The 17806-nt window shown below is 60.2% G+C and carries 14 protein-coding genes, 6 tRNA genes and 1 pseudogene; 8 read left to right on the top strand and 13 right to left on the bottom strand.

Annotated features, from left to right (window positions below):
- Window positions 1-29: 29 nt before the first annotated feature.
- On the bottom strand, window positions 30-2243 hold the full coding sequence (locus ACU680_RS03410; RefSeq protein WP_448178645.1) for a DNA internalization-related competence protein ComEC/Rec2: 2214 nt from the start codon (window positions 2241-2243) through the stop codon (window positions 30-32).
- Between the two features lie 136 nt (window positions 2244-2379).
- On the opposite strand from ACU680_RS03410, the gene ACU680_RS03405 reads away from it, so the two are divergent.
- Window positions 2380-2898, top strand: a complete 519-nt coding sequence (locus tag ACU680_RS03405) for a DUF2062 domain-containing protein (RefSeq protein ID WP_258675646.1) — start codon at window positions 2380-2382, stop codon at window positions 2896-2898.
- 142 nt (window positions 2899-3040) lie between these two features.
- On the opposite strand, the gene ACU680_RS03400 is transcribed toward ACU680_RS03405, so the two are convergent.
- The 4 genes from ACU680_RS03400 to ACU680_RS03385 form a co-directional block, all read right to left on the bottom strand.
- Window positions 3041-3820, bottom strand: a complete 780-nt coding sequence (locus tag ACU680_RS03400; RefSeq protein WP_098965044.1) for an ABC transporter permease — start codon at window positions 3818-3820, stop codon at window positions 3041-3043.
- Window positions 3817-4749, bottom strand: coding sequence for an ABC transporter ATP-binding protein (locus tag ACU680_RS03395; RefSeq protein ID WP_448178644.1), 933 nt, complete (start codon window positions 4747-4749; stop codon window positions 3817-3819). Before ACU680_RS03395 ends, ACU680_RS03400 begins: the two co-directional genes overlap by 4 nt.
- A gap of 133 nt (window positions 4750-4882) precedes the next feature.
- Window positions 4883-5506, bottom strand: a complete 624-nt coding sequence (locus ACU680_RS03390; protein WP_123588805.1) for a glutathione S-transferase family protein — start codon at window positions 5504-5506, stop codon at window positions 4883-4885.
- Between the two features lie 43 nt (window positions 5507-5549).
- A complete protein-coding gene (locus tag ACU680_RS03385; RefSeq protein WP_448178643.1) occupies window positions 5550-6209 on the bottom strand; it encodes a transglutaminase-like domain-containing protein in 660 nt (219 codons plus the stop codon).
- Between the two features lie 248 nt (window positions 6210-6457).
- Between ACU680_RS03385 and ACU680_RS03380 the strand changes: the two genes are divergently transcribed.
- Window positions 6458-8905 (top strand): acyl-CoA dehydrogenase, encoded by a 2448-nt coding sequence (locus ACU680_RS03380; protein WP_448178642.1) that lies wholly within the window; start codon window positions 6458-6460, stop codon window positions 8903-8905.
- Window positions 8906-8994: 89 nt separating this feature from the next.
- Window positions 8995-9402, top strand: a complete 408-nt coding sequence (locus ACU680_RS03375; protein WP_448178641.1) for a PA2817 family protein — start codon at window positions 8995-8997, stop codon at window positions 9400-9402.
- Between the two features lie 98 nt (window positions 9403-9500).
- Here the strand turns inward: ACU680_RS03375 and ACU680_RS03370 are convergent, their stop codons facing one another.
- Window positions 9501-10499, bottom strand: a complete 999-nt coding sequence (locus tag ACU680_RS03370) for a LysR family transcriptional regulator (RefSeq protein ID WP_027612331.1) — start codon at window positions 10497-10499, stop codon at window positions 9501-9503.
- A 90-nt stretch (window positions 10500-10589) separates the two neighbouring features.
- On the opposite strand from ACU680_RS03370, the gene ACU680_RS03365 reads away from it, so the two are divergent.
- From ACU680_RS03365 to ACU680_RS03350, 4 genes are all read left to right on the top strand, one after another.
- A complete protein-coding gene (locus ACU680_RS03365) occupies window positions 10590-11216 on the top strand; it encodes an alanyl-tRNA editing protein (RefSeq protein ID WP_007967562.1) in 627 nt (208 codons plus the stop codon).
- 89 nt (window positions 11217-11305) lie between these two features.
- Window positions 11306-12076, top strand: a complete 771-nt coding sequence (locus ACU680_RS03360; protein ID WP_007967561.1) for a 2OG-Fe(II) oxygenase — start codon at window positions 11306-11308, stop codon at window positions 12074-12076.
- Between the two features lies 1 nt (window position 12077).
- Entirely contained in the window at window positions 12078-12716 is a 639-nt protein-coding gene (locus tag ACU680_RS03355; protein WP_096797798.1) for a LysE family translocator, read from the top strand.
- Between the two features lie 198 nt (window positions 12717-12914).
- Window positions 12915-14654: a dipeptidase gene (locus ACU680_RS03350; RefSeq protein WP_448178640.1), complete on the top strand. Its 1740-nt coding sequence runs from the start codon at window positions 12915-12917 to the stop codon at window positions 14652-14654.
- Window positions 14655-14785: 131 nt separating this feature from the next.
- On the opposite strand, the gene ACU680_RS03345 is transcribed toward ACU680_RS03350, so the two are convergent.
- The 6 genes from ACU680_RS03345 to ACU680_RS03320 form a co-directional block, all read right to left on the bottom strand.
- Window positions 14786-14861, bottom strand: a tRNA-Gly gene (locus ACU680_RS03345).
- A gap of 2 nt (window positions 14862-14863) precedes the next feature.
- Window positions 14864-14939 (bottom strand) — tRNA-Glu (locus tag ACU680_RS03340).
- A 55-nt stretch (window positions 14940-14994) separates the two neighbouring features.
- Window positions 14995-15070, bottom strand: a tRNA-Gly gene (locus tag ACU680_RS03335).
- A gap of 3 nt (window positions 15071-15073) precedes the next feature.
- Window positions 15074-15149, bottom strand: a tRNA-Glu gene (locus ACU680_RS03330).
- Window positions 15150-15253: 104 nt separating this feature from the next.
- Window positions 15254-15329, bottom strand: a tRNA-Gly gene (locus ACU680_RS03325).
- 2 nt (window positions 15330-15331) lie between these two features.
- Window positions 15332-15407, bottom strand: a tRNA-Glu gene (locus tag ACU680_RS03320).
- A 384-nt stretch (window positions 15408-15791) separates the two neighbouring features.
- Here ACU680_RS03320 and ACU680_RS03315 point away from each other — a divergent pair.
- On the top strand, window positions 15792-16550 hold the full coding sequence (locus ACU680_RS03315; RefSeq protein WP_045122196.1) for a hypothetical protein: 759 nt from the start codon (window positions 15792-15794) through the stop codon (window positions 16548-16550).
- A gap of 620 nt (window positions 16551-17170) precedes the next feature.
- Here the strand turns inward: ACU680_RS03315 and ACU680_RS03310 are convergent.
- Window positions 17171-17764, bottom strand: a pseudogene (locus ACU680_RS03310) (methyl-accepting chemotaxis protein); the annotation flags it as partial.
- Between the last annotated feature and the right edge of the window lie 42 nt (window positions 17765-17806).

Below are 17806 nucleotides of genomic sequence, written 5' to 3'. Positions count from 1 at the left end.
CATTCGGCGATCCCGCGATCAATGGTGTTTCAACGCCAGAAACGCCGCTGTTGACGCATCAGCCACGGCGCCTGAAAGCTGCCCAGGCGCAGATGAATGGCGCCGTGCTGCGCGCTGTCGTAGATGCGCAGCCCTTGCTGGCGATAACGCGCCAGCACCAGTGGATGCGGATGGCCGAACGAATTGCCCTGCCCCCGGGAGATCAGCACCGAATGCGGGCGTAATGCCCGCAGCAAAGCCATCGAAGAAGAACTACGACTGCCATGATGCGGCGCTTGCAGCCAGTGCGTCGGCACCGCCAACGGACTCTCCAGCAGAACCCGTTCGGCAGCCGTGTCGATATCACCGGTCAGCAGCAGACGCTCGCCATTGGCCTCGATCTGCAACACGCAGGAGCGCTGATTGCTGTCATGGGCCGCCGACCATTGCCACAGCTGAAAACTGACGCCGTCCCACTGCCATTGGCGCCCGGTTTCACAGGCTTCGGCCCGCAGGATGGCGGGCAGCCCCGGCGGATCGCCGCTGATCACCCGCGTCACTTTCAGGCCCCGCGATACCGCCAGCGCACCACCGGCATGGTCGGCGTCGGCATGACTGAGCAGCATCAAATCAATGCGCTCGACCCCCAGTTTGTGCAGCGCCGGCAGCACCACCCGCTCCCCCAGATCGAAATCGCCAAAGCGTGGACCGGCGTCGTAGAGCAACGTGTGATGACGCGTGCGGATCAGGATCGCCAGACCCTGACCGACATCGAGCTGCCAGATATCGGCCAGGCCCTCGGCCACTCGCTCGCGAGGCGGCGCCAGCAGAATCAACAGCAACGGCCAGCCCAGTGGTCGCAATGGCACCCCGCGCGGCAACAGCAACAGCAAGGCGCCGAGACTGCCGAGCAGCAAAACCCACCACGGCAGCGACGGCGAGATCCACGCCGGCCAAGCCCCGGCGATCACCGACAAGCCGCGAAACAGCCAGTCGATCAAACCACCGGCCAGCCACAACAAGCCTGCACCGACGTAAGGCACCGGCAACAACAGCGTGCCGAGCAGCGCCGGTGGCAGCACCAGCAGACTGACCCACGGCACCGCGAGCAGATTTGCCAATGGCCCGCTGAGGCTGATCGGCAGGTTCAGCGCCAGCAACACCGGGCACAGCCCCAGCGCAATCAGCCATTGCGCGCGAGTCCAGGTCTGCCACCATTTCCACGCGCCGAGCCGCCCGCCGAAGGTGAAAATCAAAATCCCCACTGCGGCGAACGACAGCCACAAACCCGGACGCAAACTGGCCAACGGATCGAACAACAGCAGCGCATCGAATGCCAGCAACAGTGGCCACCACGCGCCGAGATGGCGAAAACGCAGGCGCCACAACAACACCAGCCCGACCATCACGCAGGCCCGTTGCACCGGCACGTCAAACCCGGCGAGCAAGCCGTAACCGAGCGCCGCGGCAAACGCCAGCCCACAGGCCCAAGGCAGCCAGGGCCAGCGCAGCGGCCACAGCCCTAAACGCGCCAGCCCGGCGACCAGCAGATACATCACCGCCGCCAACATCCCGATGTGTTGACCGGAAATCACCAGCAGATGCACGGTGCCGGTGTCCTGCAGGATCTGCCAGTCCTCGCGACTGAGCCCGGAGCCGTCGCCGAGCACCAGCGCCGCCAATGCACCGCCCCGGCCCTGCGCGTCCATTTCAAGCAAGCGCTGCCGAATGCTGTCGCGCCATGCCCAACTCGCCTCGGCAAGGCGCTGACCGTCCTTGATCGTGCCCGTCGCGCCAATGCGTTGCGCCAACAGCCAGGCCTCGTAATCGAAGGCATCGGGATTGAGCAAACCAACCGGGCGCTTAAGCTTTACCGCCAGCCGCCAGCGCTCGCCGCTGTTAAGCGGCGGCCCGCCGTACCACGCCAGGCGCATCAACGAAGGCAGCTTCTCGTGACGCGAGCGGGCATCGGCCAACTCGAAACGCACCACGCCCTCGCTGTTTTGCGGCAAGCCGACCACCCGTCCTTCGACCCAACGGGTTTCGCCGTCAAGCGCTGCGGGCAGACGATCATTCAACGCCCATTGCGCACTGACGCACGCCCAGGTGAAACCGAATAGCAGAAACGCCAGGGGATAGCTGCGAAACGGCAGCAACATCAGTCCCACCAGCGGTAACAACATCATCAACCCGACCGGCGGTAAAACCGGCAAAAAAACCGGCACCAGCAGACCGACTGCCAGCGCCATCATCCCTGTGCGCATAAGCCCGTCCTTGAGAGTTCCTGCATTAGGCTTAGCGGGTACGTAGCTGGGTCGTCGTCAACAATTGTCACAAAGTCTGAATGGGCGCTTCGTAGAATCCAGACATACTTGCCGCCTTAACCGACCGAGAAGCCTTATGCCCCGGCGCTTATTCAAACGTTACATGCCCGATCCGACGAGCATCAGGGAACACAAATCCTTACGCTTTCTCGGCAAGTTGCTGCATGACCCGAACCTCTGGCACCTCAATCGGCACTCGGTGGCCCGGGCGATGGCCGTCGGCCTGTTCGCCGCGTTCCTGCCGATTCCGGCGCAGATGCTGGTGGCGGCGGCACTGGCGATCACCGTGCGCGGCAACATGCCGATTGCCGTCAGCCTGGTCTGGCTGACCAACCCGATCACCATGCCGGCGGTATTTTTCTGCACGTACCAGACCGGGGCCTGGTTGATGAATGTACCCGCCCGCACCCTGCCCGATTCGTTGACCTGGGAATGGATCAGTGGAGAGTTGTCGACCATGTGGCAGCCGTTTTTGCTCGGGTCGGTGGTATGCGGGCTGCTACTCGGCATCCTCGCCTACTTCACGGTCATGCTGTACTGGCGTTGGTGGGTGGCGCGGCAATGGGCGCGGCGCAAGAAAAGCCGCAAATCTTGAATGCAAAACGGCCTCCGCAGTGGGAGGCCGTTTTTTTTGTAGCGTCTGAATAGGCCCCATCGCGAGCAGGCTCACTCCTACATAGGAACACGCCCTTCTGTAGGAGTGAGCCTGCTCGCGATGGCAGCGACGCGGTTTCGGATCAGGTCCGCATCCCGCGCCCACTCACCAGCAACCGCGCACAACCGAGGTACAGCACCACGGTCGCCACCAGCATGAAGGTGATCGCGATGCCGATGCGGATATCCGACACCCCGAGAATGCCGTAACGGAAGGCATTGACCATATGCAGCACCGGGTTGGCCAGCGACACGGTCTGCCAGAACGGCGGCAGCAAGGTGATCGAGTAGAACACCCCACCGAGGTAGGTCAGCGGCGTCAGCACAAACGTCGGGATGATCGAAATATCATCGAAGTTGCGCGCAAACACCGCGTTGATGAAGCCCAGCAGTGAGAAGATCGTCGCGGTCAGGATCACCACCAGCAAGGTCACGCCGAGGTGATGCACCTGCAGATGGGTGAAGAACAACGACAGAATGGTCACGATGACCCCGACCATCAAACCGCGCAGCACGCCGCCAATGGTGAAGCCGATCAGGATGGTGTGCGGCGACACCGGCGAGACCATCAGCTCCTCAATGGAACGCTGAAACTTGCTGCCGAAGAAACTCGAGACCACGTTGCCGTAGGAGTTGGTGATCACCGACATCATGATCAGCCCCGGCACGATGTACTCCATGTAACTGAAGCCACCCATGCCGCCAATCTGCTTGCCGATCAGGTTACCGAAAATCACGAAGTACAGAACCATGGTGATCGCCGGCGGCAGCAAGGTCTGCGGCCAGATCCGCGTGAAGCGTTTGACCTCGCGATAAACGATGGTCTGGAGGGCGACGAGGTTGGGGCGGAACTCGGAACTCATACCGCCACCTTCGACAGATTTTTCTCCACCAGGGACACGAACAGCTCCTCGAGGCGATTGGTTTTGTTACGCAGGCTCAACACTTCGATCTTCTGCTGCGCCAATTGGGTGAACAGCGCGGTGATGCCCATGGATTTGTCGACCTGGACTTCCAGGGTATGGCCGTCGAGCAACCGCGCGGGATAGCCGAGCAATTGCGGCGCGGCGTGCAAGTCGTTTTTCAGGTCGAGCAGGAAGGTTTCGACGTGCAACTGGCCCAGCAGCTGTTTCATGCTGGTGTTCTCGACGATGGTGCCGTGGTCGATGATGCCGATGTTGCGGCACAACTGCTCGGCCTCTTCCAGGTAGTGCGTGGTGAGAATGATGGTGATGCCTTTCTGGTTCAGCTCGGTGAGGAACGTCCACATCGAGCGACGCAGTTCGATGTCGACGCCAGCGGTCGGCTCATCGAGGATCAGCAGCCGCGGTTCATGCACCAGCGCGCGGGCAATCATCAGACGCCGTTTCATGCCGCCGGACAGCGAACGCGACGGTACATCGCGCTTGTCCCACAGGCCGAGCTGGGTCAGGTACTGCTCGGCGCGTTCCTTGGCGATCTTCGCCGGGATGCCGTAGTAACCGGCCTGGGTCACGACGATGTCGAAAGTTTTTTCGAACTGGTTGAAGTTGAATTCCTGGGGCACCACGCCGATCGAGCGCTTGAGCGCGGCGGGATTCTTGTCCAGGTCATGACCAAAGATATTCACCGTGCCGCTGGTCTTGTTGACCAGGGTCGAGAGAATGCCGATGGTCGTGGATTTGCCGGCGCCGTTGGGGCCGAGCAAGGCGAAAAAGTCACCTTCGGCGACGTCCAGATCGATACCACTCAAGGCCTGGAACCCGTTGCCGTAGGTTTTGGTTAGCTGCCGGATGGACAGAGCGGAACTCATATCGGATTTACGCACCAAGAAGGGAAGAAAAGGAAAGATTGGGCCGGGCGGCGAACAAAACAACCACGGCGCATGAGCGCAATGGTGCTTGCCGCCGCTACACAAGTACAGTCAAGAGTGTCGATAGTTATTATCAAGTCAACGCGGTCATGACTGCTTTCTGATAAGCCGGACGCTGCTTCAACCGTGCATACCACGCTTCCAGATGCGGCTGCGCGGCGCGTTCGATCGGCATCTCGAACCAGGCATAAATGAAACTGCCCAGCGGAATATCGCCCATGCCGATTTCGCTGCCGGACAGGTACGGCTGGCTGGCGAGGGCCTGATCGGCCATGGCCAGCAGCGCGGTGCATTCCTTGATTGCGGCGTTGATCGCCGGCCAGTCCTGCTGGTCCGCTGGGGTACGCAACACGCCCCAGAACACGGTGCGGAACGGCCCGGCAAAACTCGAGGTGGTCCAATCCATCCACTTGTCCGCGATGGCCCGGGCTTGCAGGTCTGCCGGATACCAGGCGCTGTTCGGTGCATGCCTGGCCAGCAGGTATCGCACGATGGCATTCGATTCCCACAGCACGAAGCCGTCATCTTCGATCACCGGCACCCGGCCGTTCGGGTTCATCGCCCGGTATTCAGGCGTGTCGACCACACCGAAGGCGCCGCCCGCGTCAATCGCCTCGTAGGCCAGGCCCAGTTCCTCGGCGGCCCACAGCGGCTTCCTGACATTCGATGAGTTTTTCCGTCCCCAGATCTTCAGCATGACCGCCTCTTTTCAAGTGAGTGGGCAGGCAGCATACGCCGGATCAGACCCGACTCAAATCACTCTGCATATCGCCCAGCACCCTCGCCTGTTGATCGCCGAACAGATGCGGATAGCACTTTTCCAGGTGTTCGAAGAAGAACTGTTCCGGCACATCGGCGAACTGGCCGTGATCGACCAGATACTCCATCAACAGCGCGCCGTCACGGTTGTACGGATGGAAAACGCTGTCATTGATCCCGTCGAACTCCAACGGTGCGACATTGAACAATTCGCAGAGTTGCTGATTGAAGGCCGGCGTAGCTTTGACCCAGCGCTCGTTGAGGAACAGTTCGGTGTAACCGTGCATGGCGAACACATCGCTGCGCAACAACTCCAGCAAACGCGGGGTCGACAGGTGATTCTTGACGTCGGCCAGTCCGATGCGTGCGGGAATGCCGCAATGCCGTGCGCACCCGGCCAGCAATGTGGCCTTGGGCACGCAATAACTTTCCCCGGCCGCCAGCGCATGACTGCCGCACAGGGTCTGCGGGTCGAGGCTGAAGGTATACGGGTTGTAGCGCACTGCTTCGCGCACGGCGTAATAGAGACTGATCGCCTGCGCGAGCGGGTCGCGGCTGGCACCACGCTGTTGTTCGGCGAACTCCACCACCGCCGGGTGGTCACTATCGATGAAGCGGCCGGGGCTCAGATACTCGCGCATGACGATGTTCTCCTGGGTGAGCCCCGAGTCTAGCGACAGCTCAAGCACAGAGATAACGACGTTTCGGCCAAACATGCACGCGAAGACGCGGGAACGGCGAACGATTTCCCACGGGTGTTGCCCACCGAACCTACGAAAACCATCCGGGGTTTCCCACGAGTTCAATCACCAGGTTCTGACCACCCCGTTTTACAGATGCCGTCTAAGCTCTGGAGGGTCGGTTTGCCTTGGTTCACGGAGGATTACATATGCTGTTGTTGTGGATACTGGTTCTGATCGTCGGTGTGGCGTACCTCGCCCACCGCCGCATCGCCCCCCTGCCCGCGTTGGGTATCGTCGCCATTTACCTGCTGGCGATGGGCATTTTCAGCCATGCCCCGGGCTGGTTGCTGCTGGTGTTGTGGGTGGTGCTTGCGGCAGTTGCCGCACCGTTGCTGCTGCCTGACCTGCGCCGCAAACACTTCACCGCGCCGCTGTTCAACTGGTTCCAGAAAACCCTGCCACCGATGTCGCAGACCGAACGCGACGCGATCGATGCCGGCACCGTGTGGTGGGACGGCGAGCTGTTCAGCGGCCGCCCCGACTGGGACAAACTGCTGTCCTATCCCAAGGCGCAACTGAGCGAAGAGGAACAGGCGTTCATCGACGGCCCGACCGAAGAGCTCTGCGCGATGGTCACTGACTGGCAGATCGGCCAGTCGATGGACCTGCCGCCCGAAGCCTGGAGCCACATCAAGGAACACGGCTTCTTCGCCCTGATCATTCCCAAGGAATTCGGCGGCAAGGGCTTTTCCGCCTACGCCCACTCGCAAGTGGCAATGAAACTCGCCACCCGCAGCGGCGACCTCGCTTCCACGGTGATGGTGCCCAACTCCCTCGGCCCGGCCGAACTGCTGTTGCATTACGGCACGGACGAACAACGCAATCACTACCTGCCGCGACTGGCCCGTGGTGATGACATTCCGTGCTTCGCCCTCACCGGCCCGCTGGCCGGGTCCGACGCCGGCGCCATGCCGGACACCGGGATCATCTGCAAGGGCCAGTGGGAAGGCGAGGAAGTCATCGGCTTGCGCCTGAACTGGGAAAAACGCTACATCACCCTCGGTCCGGTCGCGACCCTGCTCGGTCTGGCCTTCAAAGCCTATGACCCGGAGCATCTGCTGGGCGACAAGGAAGATCTCGGCATCAGTCTGGCGCTGATTCCCACCGATACACCGGGTGTGGAAATCGGCCGTCGTCACCTGCCACTGGGTGCCGCATTCATGAACGGCCCGAACTCCGGCAAAGACGTGTTCATCCCGCTGGACTACCTCATCGGCGGCCAGGACATGCTCGGCAAGGGCTGGATGATGCTGATGAACTGCCTGTCGGTCGGGCGTTCGATTTCGCTGCCGGCAGTCGGCACCGGCGCGGCCAAGTTCACCAGTCTGGTGACCGGTCAATACGCGCAGATTCGTGAACAGTTCAACGTGCCGCTGTCGGCCTTCGAAGGCATTCAGGAAGCCATGGCGCGCATCGGCGGCAACGCCTGGATGATGGACGCCGCGCGCATGCTCACCGCCAACGCGGTGGATCTGGGCGAGAAACCGTCGGTGCTGTCGGCGATCCTCAAGTATCACCTGACCGAACGCGGCCGCGAGTGCATCACCCACGCCATGGACGTGCACGGCGGCAAGGCGATCATCATGGGGCCGAACAACTACCTGGGGCGCAGCTGGAACGGCGCGCCAATCTTCATCACCGTGGAAGGCGCGAACATCCTCTCGCGCAACCTGATGATCTTCGGTCAGGGCGCCATTCGCTGCCATCCGTTCGTCCTCAAGGAAATGGCCCTCGCCGGCCGTGAAGACAAGGAACAGGCACTGAAAGAATTCGATGGCCTGCTGCTCAAGCACATCGGTTTTGCCGTCAGCAATGCCGCCAGCACCCTGGTGCTGAACCTGGGCCTGGGACACTTCGAACATGCGCCCGGAGACAGGATCAGTCAGGGCTACTTCCGTGCCCTCAATCGGCAGGCAGCGGCTTTCGCCATGCTCGCCGACTTCAGCATGATGTTGCTGGGGGGCGAACTGAAGCGTCGCGAACGCCTGTCCGCACGTCTGGGCGATGTGTTGAGCAACCTGTATCTGGCCTCCGCTGCGCTCAAGCGTTATCACGACCTGGATTCGCCGGCGCATATGGAGCCGCTGTTCCGCTGGGCCATGGAAGAAAGCATCGGCCAGTCGGAACGGGCGCTGGATGAGCTGCTGAGCAACTTCCCGAACAAAGTGTTTGGCTGCCTGCTGCGAGTGATCGTGTTCCCGTTCGGCCGTCGCCACAAAGGCCCATCGGACAAGCTCGGTGCCGAAGTCGCCGCAGTGATCGGCCGGGCCAAAGGCGATCCGACCCTCGAAGAACTGCTCGCCGGCTGCTATCGCCCGCAGTCCGCCGACGATGCCGTTGGTGCTCTGCAACACGCCAGCGATCTGCTGAATGCCGCACAACCGCTGCACAAGAAACTGCACACGGCGCTGAAAAGCGGTCAGGTCAAACCGGTCGCCGGCGAACACGCCATCGACGCCGCACTGGAGGCCGGGGTGTTGCAAGCGGCGGAAGCGCAGACCCTGCGCGACGCCGAAGCGGCACGCCGCAAAGTGATCGACGTCGATGATTTCGACAAGGAAGAACTGAAGCAGGCTGAGGGCAAAGTCCGCTGATGCTGACGACCGTGTAGCTGTTTATTTGTGAAAAACGGGCGCGAGAGCTTTATACTCCCGCGCCCGTTTTGCTCTTGAGGACTTATCTCGTGTCCAACGTCGTTGCCGATCATCTGGTTTTGCTCGACCACCTGCGCAGTATCCTGGTCGCCGTAGGTGAGGCCGAACAGGTTCCCGAAGAAAGCCATGCCTTGTTCCTGGAGCGCTTTGACGAACTGCTGGCGTCCCTGCCGATCAATCCGATCGAAAGCCAGTACCTGGGCCAGGACATCCTGACCCAAGTAATTACCCGTTATCCGCAAATTGCCCACCTGATTCCGCGGGATCTGCTGTGGTTCTTCGCTGGGGACTGCCTGCACTATCTGTCTGATGAAGAAATCGATCTGTATCAGGCACTGGAAGAACGTCGCTACGAAGCCGAACAGAACGACGAACCGTTCGACTGGAGTCAGGAAAAACAGTTGCTGGCGATGTCTGCCCAGGACAGCAAGCACTAAGCGTCCAAAGATCAAAAGATCGCAGCCTGCGGCAGCTCCTACAGGGATTGTGTAGGAGCTGCCGCAGGCTCGGGCCGCGTTCGGACGATCTTTTGCTTTTAAAGCAGCCCCTCGCTCTCCGGCAATTCATACGCCAGCGCCAGATTATTCGGCGCCCCCGCCTTGCCCGGCTTGCTCAACGTCGGCTCTTTCTCCAGACATTCCACCAAATAATCGATGAACACTCGCAGCTTCGGCGGCAGATAACGCGTCGGTGAATGCAGCAGCCACAGGCCGCCATGGTAGGAAGCGAGAAACGTCCACTCCGGCAACACCTGCACAATCAACTTCTGCTCCAGCGCATAACGCGCGGTGAAATACGGCAAGCTGCCAATACCAATGTGCTGCAACACTGCCCCGAGCCGCACGCCGGTATGGTTGGCGGCATAACGACCACGCACGCCGACGGTCACCGCTTTGCTGCCCTTCTTGAATTTCCAGCGCGCATCGCTCGGGGTTTCCCCCAGATAGATGCAACTGTGATTCAGCAGGTCATGCGGGTGAGTCGGCGTACCGTGTTCGGCCAGGTATTGCGGGGTGGCGCAGAGCAAATGGTCGATGGTCAGCAACTGCCGCCCGACCAGCCCGGCCGGCGGACGGTCAGTGATACGAATCGCCAGGTCGACATGATCGTCGATCAGATCAACCTGACGGTCTTCCAGCAGCAACTCGACATCGACCTTCGGATAACGCCGCAGAAACTCGGGCATGTGCGGATGAATCACGAATCGCCCGACCGCTTTCGGCACACTGACCCGCACCAGCCCTTCCGCTTCGTGAGTGAACTGCCCGCTGATCTCCATCACCGACTTGGCGGCGCTGACCATCTCCTGACAACGCTTGAACACTTCCTCGCCTCCGTCACTCAGACGCAGTTTGCGCGTGGTGCGCTGCAGCAAACGCGTGGCCAGGGCCTTTTCCAGCCGCGAAATGCTGCGACTGATCGCGGAAGGCGACGAGCCCAGCTGACGGGCCGCCTCGGAAAAACTGCCGGTCTCCACGACCTTGACGAAGATCGCCATTTCACCAAGCAGTGGCAGCGGAAGATTGATGCTCACAGCGCACAAGTCCTTTGATGTTTGAACGGATTATCACGTTATTGCACGATTCATATAATAAAAACAGACACTTTAATAAGGGCATGGAATATGACGCTTCGCCTCTTTTTCCATAGTGATGACCTCAAGGCTAATGTGGAAGTCCTCGACTGCACGCCCCACGAGAACGAATTTGCCGTGGTGCTGCGCGCCACGCTGTTTCATCCGCAAGGCGGTGGTCAGCCTTGTGACACCGGCATGATTGGCGAAAGCCAGGTGCTGCGCGTGGTGCAGGAACCTGACCGGATCGTGCATTACGTCGATCGCCCGGTAAAACCCGGCATGACCTGTATTCACGTGGATGAACAACGTCGCCGCTACAACACCCGCATGCATTCGGCCGGGCACCTGATCGGGCATTTCCTGCAGGCCATGGGCTGGACGCCGATCAAGGCGCACCACTGGCCGGACGAGGGCCGGGTGCAATTCAAGCCGGGCGATGCCGCTCAGGAAGTCGACGCGCCAACCGTTCAACACGGTATCAGTCAGTGGATCGAACACGATCTGCCGCGCCTGACCTCGCTGCGCGAAGGCGCACGGGAAATCGGCTTCGGCGAGCTGCCGGCCTATGGCTGCGGTGGCACCCATGTACGCAGCCTGAAGGATTTGGGCACAGTCACGATCGCCTCGCTTTCGCAGAAGAAAGGCACGTTATCCGTCCACTACAGCGTGGATTAAGCATCTCGGACGCTGCTCCGCGCAGCGTTCGACGCCGGGGAACCGCACTCGCCGGTTCCGTTGACTATCGATAGATGGACCTAAAAACAATGATGCTAGACGTCGAGCGTCTCGATGAGACGTGCATAAAAAAACTGGCCAACGAAGAAGTCCTCGCCATCCGCGTCAAAGGCTTCTTGCCCGAGCCGCTGGCGATCGAGATTGGCGACAAGATTCTTGCTCCGGGCTTCGAGGGCTACATCAACGCGCCGAGCATCGGCCGCATCGGCATGGCGTTTTACGAGGCGGAAAATCAGCCGCTGCTGATCGAGGACTACTTCGAACGCGCCACCCGCAACATCGCCGAACTGCGCGAGCGCTGTGCGCCCTACTCCTCGCCGGTCGACACTCTGCGCTGCATGCTCGACGAATCATGGCCGGCCGGCGCACATCTGGAAAACCTCTATGGGCGCAAGATGTATGTCGGCCTGTCGCGGGTGGTCAAACCCGGCGTGTGCTTCCTCGCCCACCACGACATTTTCGCCAAGGACGCCCCGGACAGCTTTCAGGCCCGCAGCCTGGAAGCGCAATTCGCCTGCAACGTGTACCTGAACATGCCGACCGAGGGCGGCGCACTGCAGATGTGGGACGACGACATCACCCCGGATCAGTTCGACCAGATGCGTGGCGACAGTTACGGCATCGACCCGGCGCTGCTCGGTCCACCGACCCTGGAAGTGCGGCCGCAGCCGGGAGATTTCATCATGTTCAATTCGCGCTGCATGCACTCGGTGACCCCGGGCGTAACGGATCCGCGACTGAGCCTTTCGTTCTTTGTCGGCTATCGCGGCAATGCTTCACCCCTGACCTTCTGGAGCTGAGATGTTATCGAACTACCTGGGCGAGTTTCTGGCGCTGGCCACCATTCACTTTCTGGCCGTGGTCGCTCCCGGCCCGGACTTCGCCGTGACCATTCGCCAGAGCGTACGCTTCGGCCGACTGGTAGGCATCTGCACCGCACTGGGCATCGGCGCCGGCATTTCCGTGCACGTTCTCTACACTTTGCTCGGGGTTGGCGCCCTGATGCACACCACGCCGTGGTTGCTGACGGTGGCCAAGGTGATCGGTGGCGCGTACATCTTCTACCTCGGCATCAGTCTGATCCGCAGTAAACCGAAGACCACGCTAGAAGGCGAAAAGAGCGCTGACGAGCCGCTGGTCGAGCAGTCGCTGTTCAAGGCGTTCAGCACCGGTTTTCTGACCAATGCCACCAACCCCAAAGCCACGCTGTTCTTCCTGGCGATCTTCACCACGATCATCAGCGCCAGCACCCCGCTGAATATCCAGGCGCTGTACGGTGTCTGGATGTGCTTCGTCAATGCGCTGTGGTTCGTGATCGTCGCGCTGTTTTTTTCCAGCAGCCGGGTGCGGACCCTGTTCATGCGCATGGGCCATTGGTTCGAGCGCAGCATGGGTGTGATCCTGATTCTGTTCGCCGGCAGGCTGGTGTTGTCGATGTAAGCCGCGTTCAGAGCAAAGGCCCGATCGGTTGAACGCCGATCGGGCCTTTTTCGTTTGTGCGCCGCTTTTGCATTTCTGTGCGACGGATCCCACTTCAGGGACTCCCCTTCAACACCTTCGTGGTGTTAGTTTGGAAAAGATTTGTTTCAACTTTCAAACACTTCCCTCTCAACTGCCTGCAAAGGAATGCCCACCGCAATGAATTTTTCTCTCAAGCGCCTGGCCGCTGCCAGCCTGGCTCTGGCCAGTCTTTCGTCGTTCACCCTGCCTGCCCAGGCCAACATCACCCCTGAGCAAAGTGCTGCGATCCTCAAGACCTTCAACGATACGACGGTCAGCGATTTTCGTCAGTTTCTCGGTGCCGTAGCGAAAAGCGATCTGAGCAAGACCGACAACCTCGCCCCGGCGATCAACGGTTTTCTCGACAACAAGACCTTGACCGCCGAGCAGCAGAACGAGATCAATCGCCTGCTGGGCATCTACACCCGCGCCAAGTACGGCAAAGCCGCCTTGGAAACCCTGCGCGAACTGGTGGAAATCCCGACCTTCCAGAAAGAAGGCGTGGCCCAGCACGACAATCCGGAGTTCATCAAGATCGCCGAAAAGATCAAGAACCTCGCCGAATCGTTCAACCTGAAGTTCCGCAACGTCGACAACCGCGTCTATGAAATTTCCCTCGACGGCAGTGGCGACGAAGTCGTGGGCATCCACGCGCATGCCGACGTGGTCCCTGTCACCCCGGAAAACTGGGTGCTGAAGGACGGCACCAAACTCGATCCGTTCAAAGTCACGCTGATCGGCGACCGCATGTACGGTCGCGGCACCGAGGACGACAAGAACGGCATCGTCGTCGCGATGTACGCGATGAAAGTGATCAAGGAAGAAAAACTGCCGCTGGCACGCAACTTCAAACTGCTGGTGGACACCACCGAAGAAACCACCGGCGACGCGATCCCGTACTACTTCGAACACAACCCGACGCCGAACTACAACATGGCGCTGGACGGTGGCTACCCGGTGGTCATTGCCGAAAAAGGCTACGGCACGGTCATGGCCAACTTCCCGCTGCGCAAGGCTGAAGGCAGCGGCGCAGAAATCATCTCGATGACCGGCGGCCTGGCAACCAACCAGATTCCATCGGTTTCGGTCGCGACCCTCGTCAGCGACCAGCCCGAGCAACTGGCGGCGAGCCTGCAAAAGGCCGGCAACGAGTACGCAAAAAAACACGGTGGTGACTTCGAAGTCGCGGCCAAGGTTGATGGCAAAGACGTCAAGCTGAGCGTCACCGGTGTGTCCGCGCACTCCTCCGAGCCCGAGTCCGGCGTCAACCCGGTCGCACGGATGCTCGACTTCATCAACAGCCTCGACGGCAAGGTGGCGCTCAAGCACAACCAGATCACCGACGCTGCACGCTATGCGTCCAACAACTGGGGCCTGGATTACCTGGGGAAAAAACTCGGCGTGGGCTTCTCCGATTCGTTCATGGGTCCGCTGACCACCTCGCTGACCTACGTTGGCGTGGACGACAAAGCCTTCAAACTGGCAGTCAACCTGCGCGTGCCGAAGGGCAAATCGCCAGAAGTGCTGAAGAAAGAAATCGCTGACAAGCTGGCGGCCTGGAGCAAGAAAACCCACGTTGCCGTGAACTTCACCTACTCGATCGCCGAACCGATGTACCGCAATCCGGAAGGCGAATGGGTCAAAGCCCTGCTGGCAGTGTCCACCGAAAATCTGGGCATGAAGCACGAGTTCGGCACGTCTGCCGGCGCAACCTCGGTACATGAACTGCCGAATGGCGTGCAATTCGGCCTGGCGCGACCTGAGGTGAAATACACCGGGCATACCGATGGCGAGTTCAAGACGGTTGACCAGTTCCTGCTCGACCTGCAGATCGTCACTGAAATGATGGGCCGTGTCGGCCAGCTACCGAAGCTCTGATAAGGCACAGGCCCGTGCTTCAGCGGGCCTGACGTGAAAACAAAAAAGGACCCGAAGGTCCTTTTTTGTTGCGTACAAAACGCTGCACAAACAAAAACGCCGATCATCACTGATCGGCGTTTTTGTGAAATTGGAGCGGGAAACGAGACTCGAACTCGCGACCCCGACCTTGGCAAGGTCGTGCTCTACCAACTGAGCTATTCCCGCAATGGCGTCCCCTAGGGGACTCGAACCCCTGTTACCGCCGTGAAAGGGCGGTGTCCTAGGCCACTAGACGAAGGGGACAGGCTACAACTTTCACTAATAAAAACGCCGCTCACTGAGCGGCGCTTTTAGAATTTGGAGCGGGAAACGAGACTCGAACTCGCGACCCCGACCTTGGCAAGGTCGTGCTCTACCAACTGAGCTATTCCCGCAAATGGCGTCCCCTAGGGGACTCGAACCCCTGTTACCGCCGTGAAAGGGCGGTGTCCTAGGCCACTAGACGAAGGGGACACGCTACCCGGAACACATGGTGTGTGTTTCGGTGTCCAGATCCGCATCCGAAGACTTGGTTCTGGTTTCACTCAGCCCCGCCCGAAAGCAGTGCTGTTTAAAATTGGAGCGGGAAACGAGACTCGAACTCGCGACCCCGACCTTGGCAAGGTCGTGCTCTACCAACTGAGCTATTCCCGCATTGGCGTCCCCTAGGGGACTCGAACCCCTGTTACCGCCGTGAAAGGGCGGTGTCCTAGGCCACTAGACGAAGGGGACACGCTACAACATTCACTCCCTGCCGCGTTTCGCTGTGTGCTTTACGCTGCAAGTGGCGCGCATTCTATGGATGGTTTGGGAGGTCGTCAACCCCCGAATATAAATTTATTTAAATCAATGACTTCGACCTGCTTTACGGGAGCATTCGGACTTTTCCATCGCCCGACGATTGACGCCTATATTCCGCCACTCGCCAAGGCGTTATAGTCCGCAACACAATGATGGCAATCTGCGCACCTCGCGCCAGCATTCATATAAGCAGTGTGCAGCCGATATAGACAGAAGCTGCTGAATCAACTCGTCGAGCGGCGCTGGGCGCCTGAATGTCCAGCCACTACACTCGCATGCGAACCCTATAAAGAGGTCTTACCGGTGACACCACTCATGATCACCCTGCTAGTCATAGCCGGGATCGCAATTCTGATCGCCATTGGCTACATGAACCATGTGGTGGAAAACAACAAACTGGAGAAGGCCCGCACCAAAGTCGAACTCAACGACCGCCTGCGCCGCTGCGGCGAACTGACCGAAACCTTCCCCGGCCAGTTCATGACCCCGGCACTCAAGCTGCTGCTGACCCGACTGGAGCTGAACGTCTGCCAGCGCCTGCTGAACCTGGAAAAAACCAGCGCTACCCTGAAAGCGCGGATCACCGAACTCAGCGCACTGGTGGCCCAGGGCGAATCGATCCCGGTCAACAACCCGCCGGCACCGATCCTGACCGAGGCCAAAGCCAAAGACGTCCGCTTTCTGCTCGAAGCCCTGCACGGCCAGATCACCCGCGCCGCCCACGACGGCTTCCTGCCACCAAACGAAGCCAAACACTGGATCAAGGAAGTCCGCCACATCCTGGTCCTGCTGCACATCGAATTCTTCAACAACCTCGGCCAACAGTCCCTGCAACAAAACCAACCCGGCCAGGCCCGCCTCGCCTTCGAACGCGGCGTGCAATACCTGCGCAAACAGCAAGATCCGCAGATGTACGCGGAACAACTGCAATACCTGGAAAAACTCCTGGCCCGCGCCAATGCCCAGGTCATGGACAAGATTGCTCCGGTTGAGGGCGAAGTGAACCAGTTGACCGAAGGCCTCAAAGAAGTCGAAGCCGATGCGGACTGGAAGAAGAAAGTGATCTACGACTGATGATCGAGAGTTGAGAGAAGCCACCGAGAGGTGGCTTTTTTGTGGGTGGTGGCTGGCTGCCATTGAAAATATTCAGTTAGAGAATGGTCGGCTCTCAGGGCGCCATCGCGAGCAGGCTCACTCCTACAGTTGGAATGGGTGTGGTCATTTGGAGACTGGTCGGCTGTCAGGCCGCCATCGCTGGCAAGCCAGCTCCCACAAGATCAAGATCAAGATCAAAAGATCGTCCGAACGCGGCCCGAGCCTTCGGCAGCTCCTACACAGGATGAGCGTTAGCTCGACTGCAGCTCTTGATCTTGCCGTGCCGGCCCCTTCGGCAGGCTGAGTGAAGGGGTTTATCCGGGGGTGGGAGCGCAGCGACCGTTTGGCGCAGCCAAACACATCGAGAGGAGGTGCAGCGAAGCAAACCGGAGGCGATGCGCCCGGATGAATCCCGCAGCGAAGGAACCCGAGCCTAGGCGAGGGCCGAACGCCGGGGCCCAGACCTTTGCTTCCTTTGGGGCGTTTGCCAAAGGGAGTCGCCGTAAGGGCGAAACCGCCAGCCGCAACACCCGAAGCAACGGATATACACCCAAAACCCCAAGAACCTGGTCGGCCCAGAGGCCGCCAAGTCAAAAGCGTCAAAGCCGAAAATGCCCAACCATCCCCTTGAGCTCCCCCCCCAACCGCGCCAGCTCAACACTCGAAACCGCATTCCCCCGCATCGCCATCGAAGACTGATCCGCACTCGCACGAATACTCGTCACACTGCGATTGATCTCCTCGGCCACCGAACTCTGCTCCTCGGCCGCCGCCGCAATCTGCTGATTCATCTGTTGAATCAACGAAACCGCCGCCGCAATACTGCCCAGCGCACTCTCGGTCTGCAGCGCATCACTGACCGCCAGCTTCACCAATTCACCACTGCTCTGAATCTGCTGCACCGACGAATGCGCCGCCGAACGCAATGCACTGACCAGCCGCTCGATCTCCTCGGTCGATTGCTGCGTACGCCGCGCCAACGCGCGAACCTCATCGGCCACCACCGCAAAGCCCCTGCCCTGCTCCCCGGCCCGCGCCGCCTCGATCGCGGCGTTGAGCGCCAGCAGATTGGTCTGCTCGGCAACGCTCTTGATCACATCCAGCACCGTTCCGATGTTCTGGATCTGCGCACTGAGACTTTCGATGCTCGAACTGGCCGACGTCGCCGAGTCCGCCAGTTGCTCGATCCGCGCCATGCTCTGGCGCACCACCTGCTGACCGCTTTCGACCTTGCC

Source organism: Pseudomonas sp. LF020, from assembly GCF_053456425.1.
Note: the sequence above shows the minus strand (reverse complement) of the source record. Positions and strands in the feature narration are given on the sequence as shown.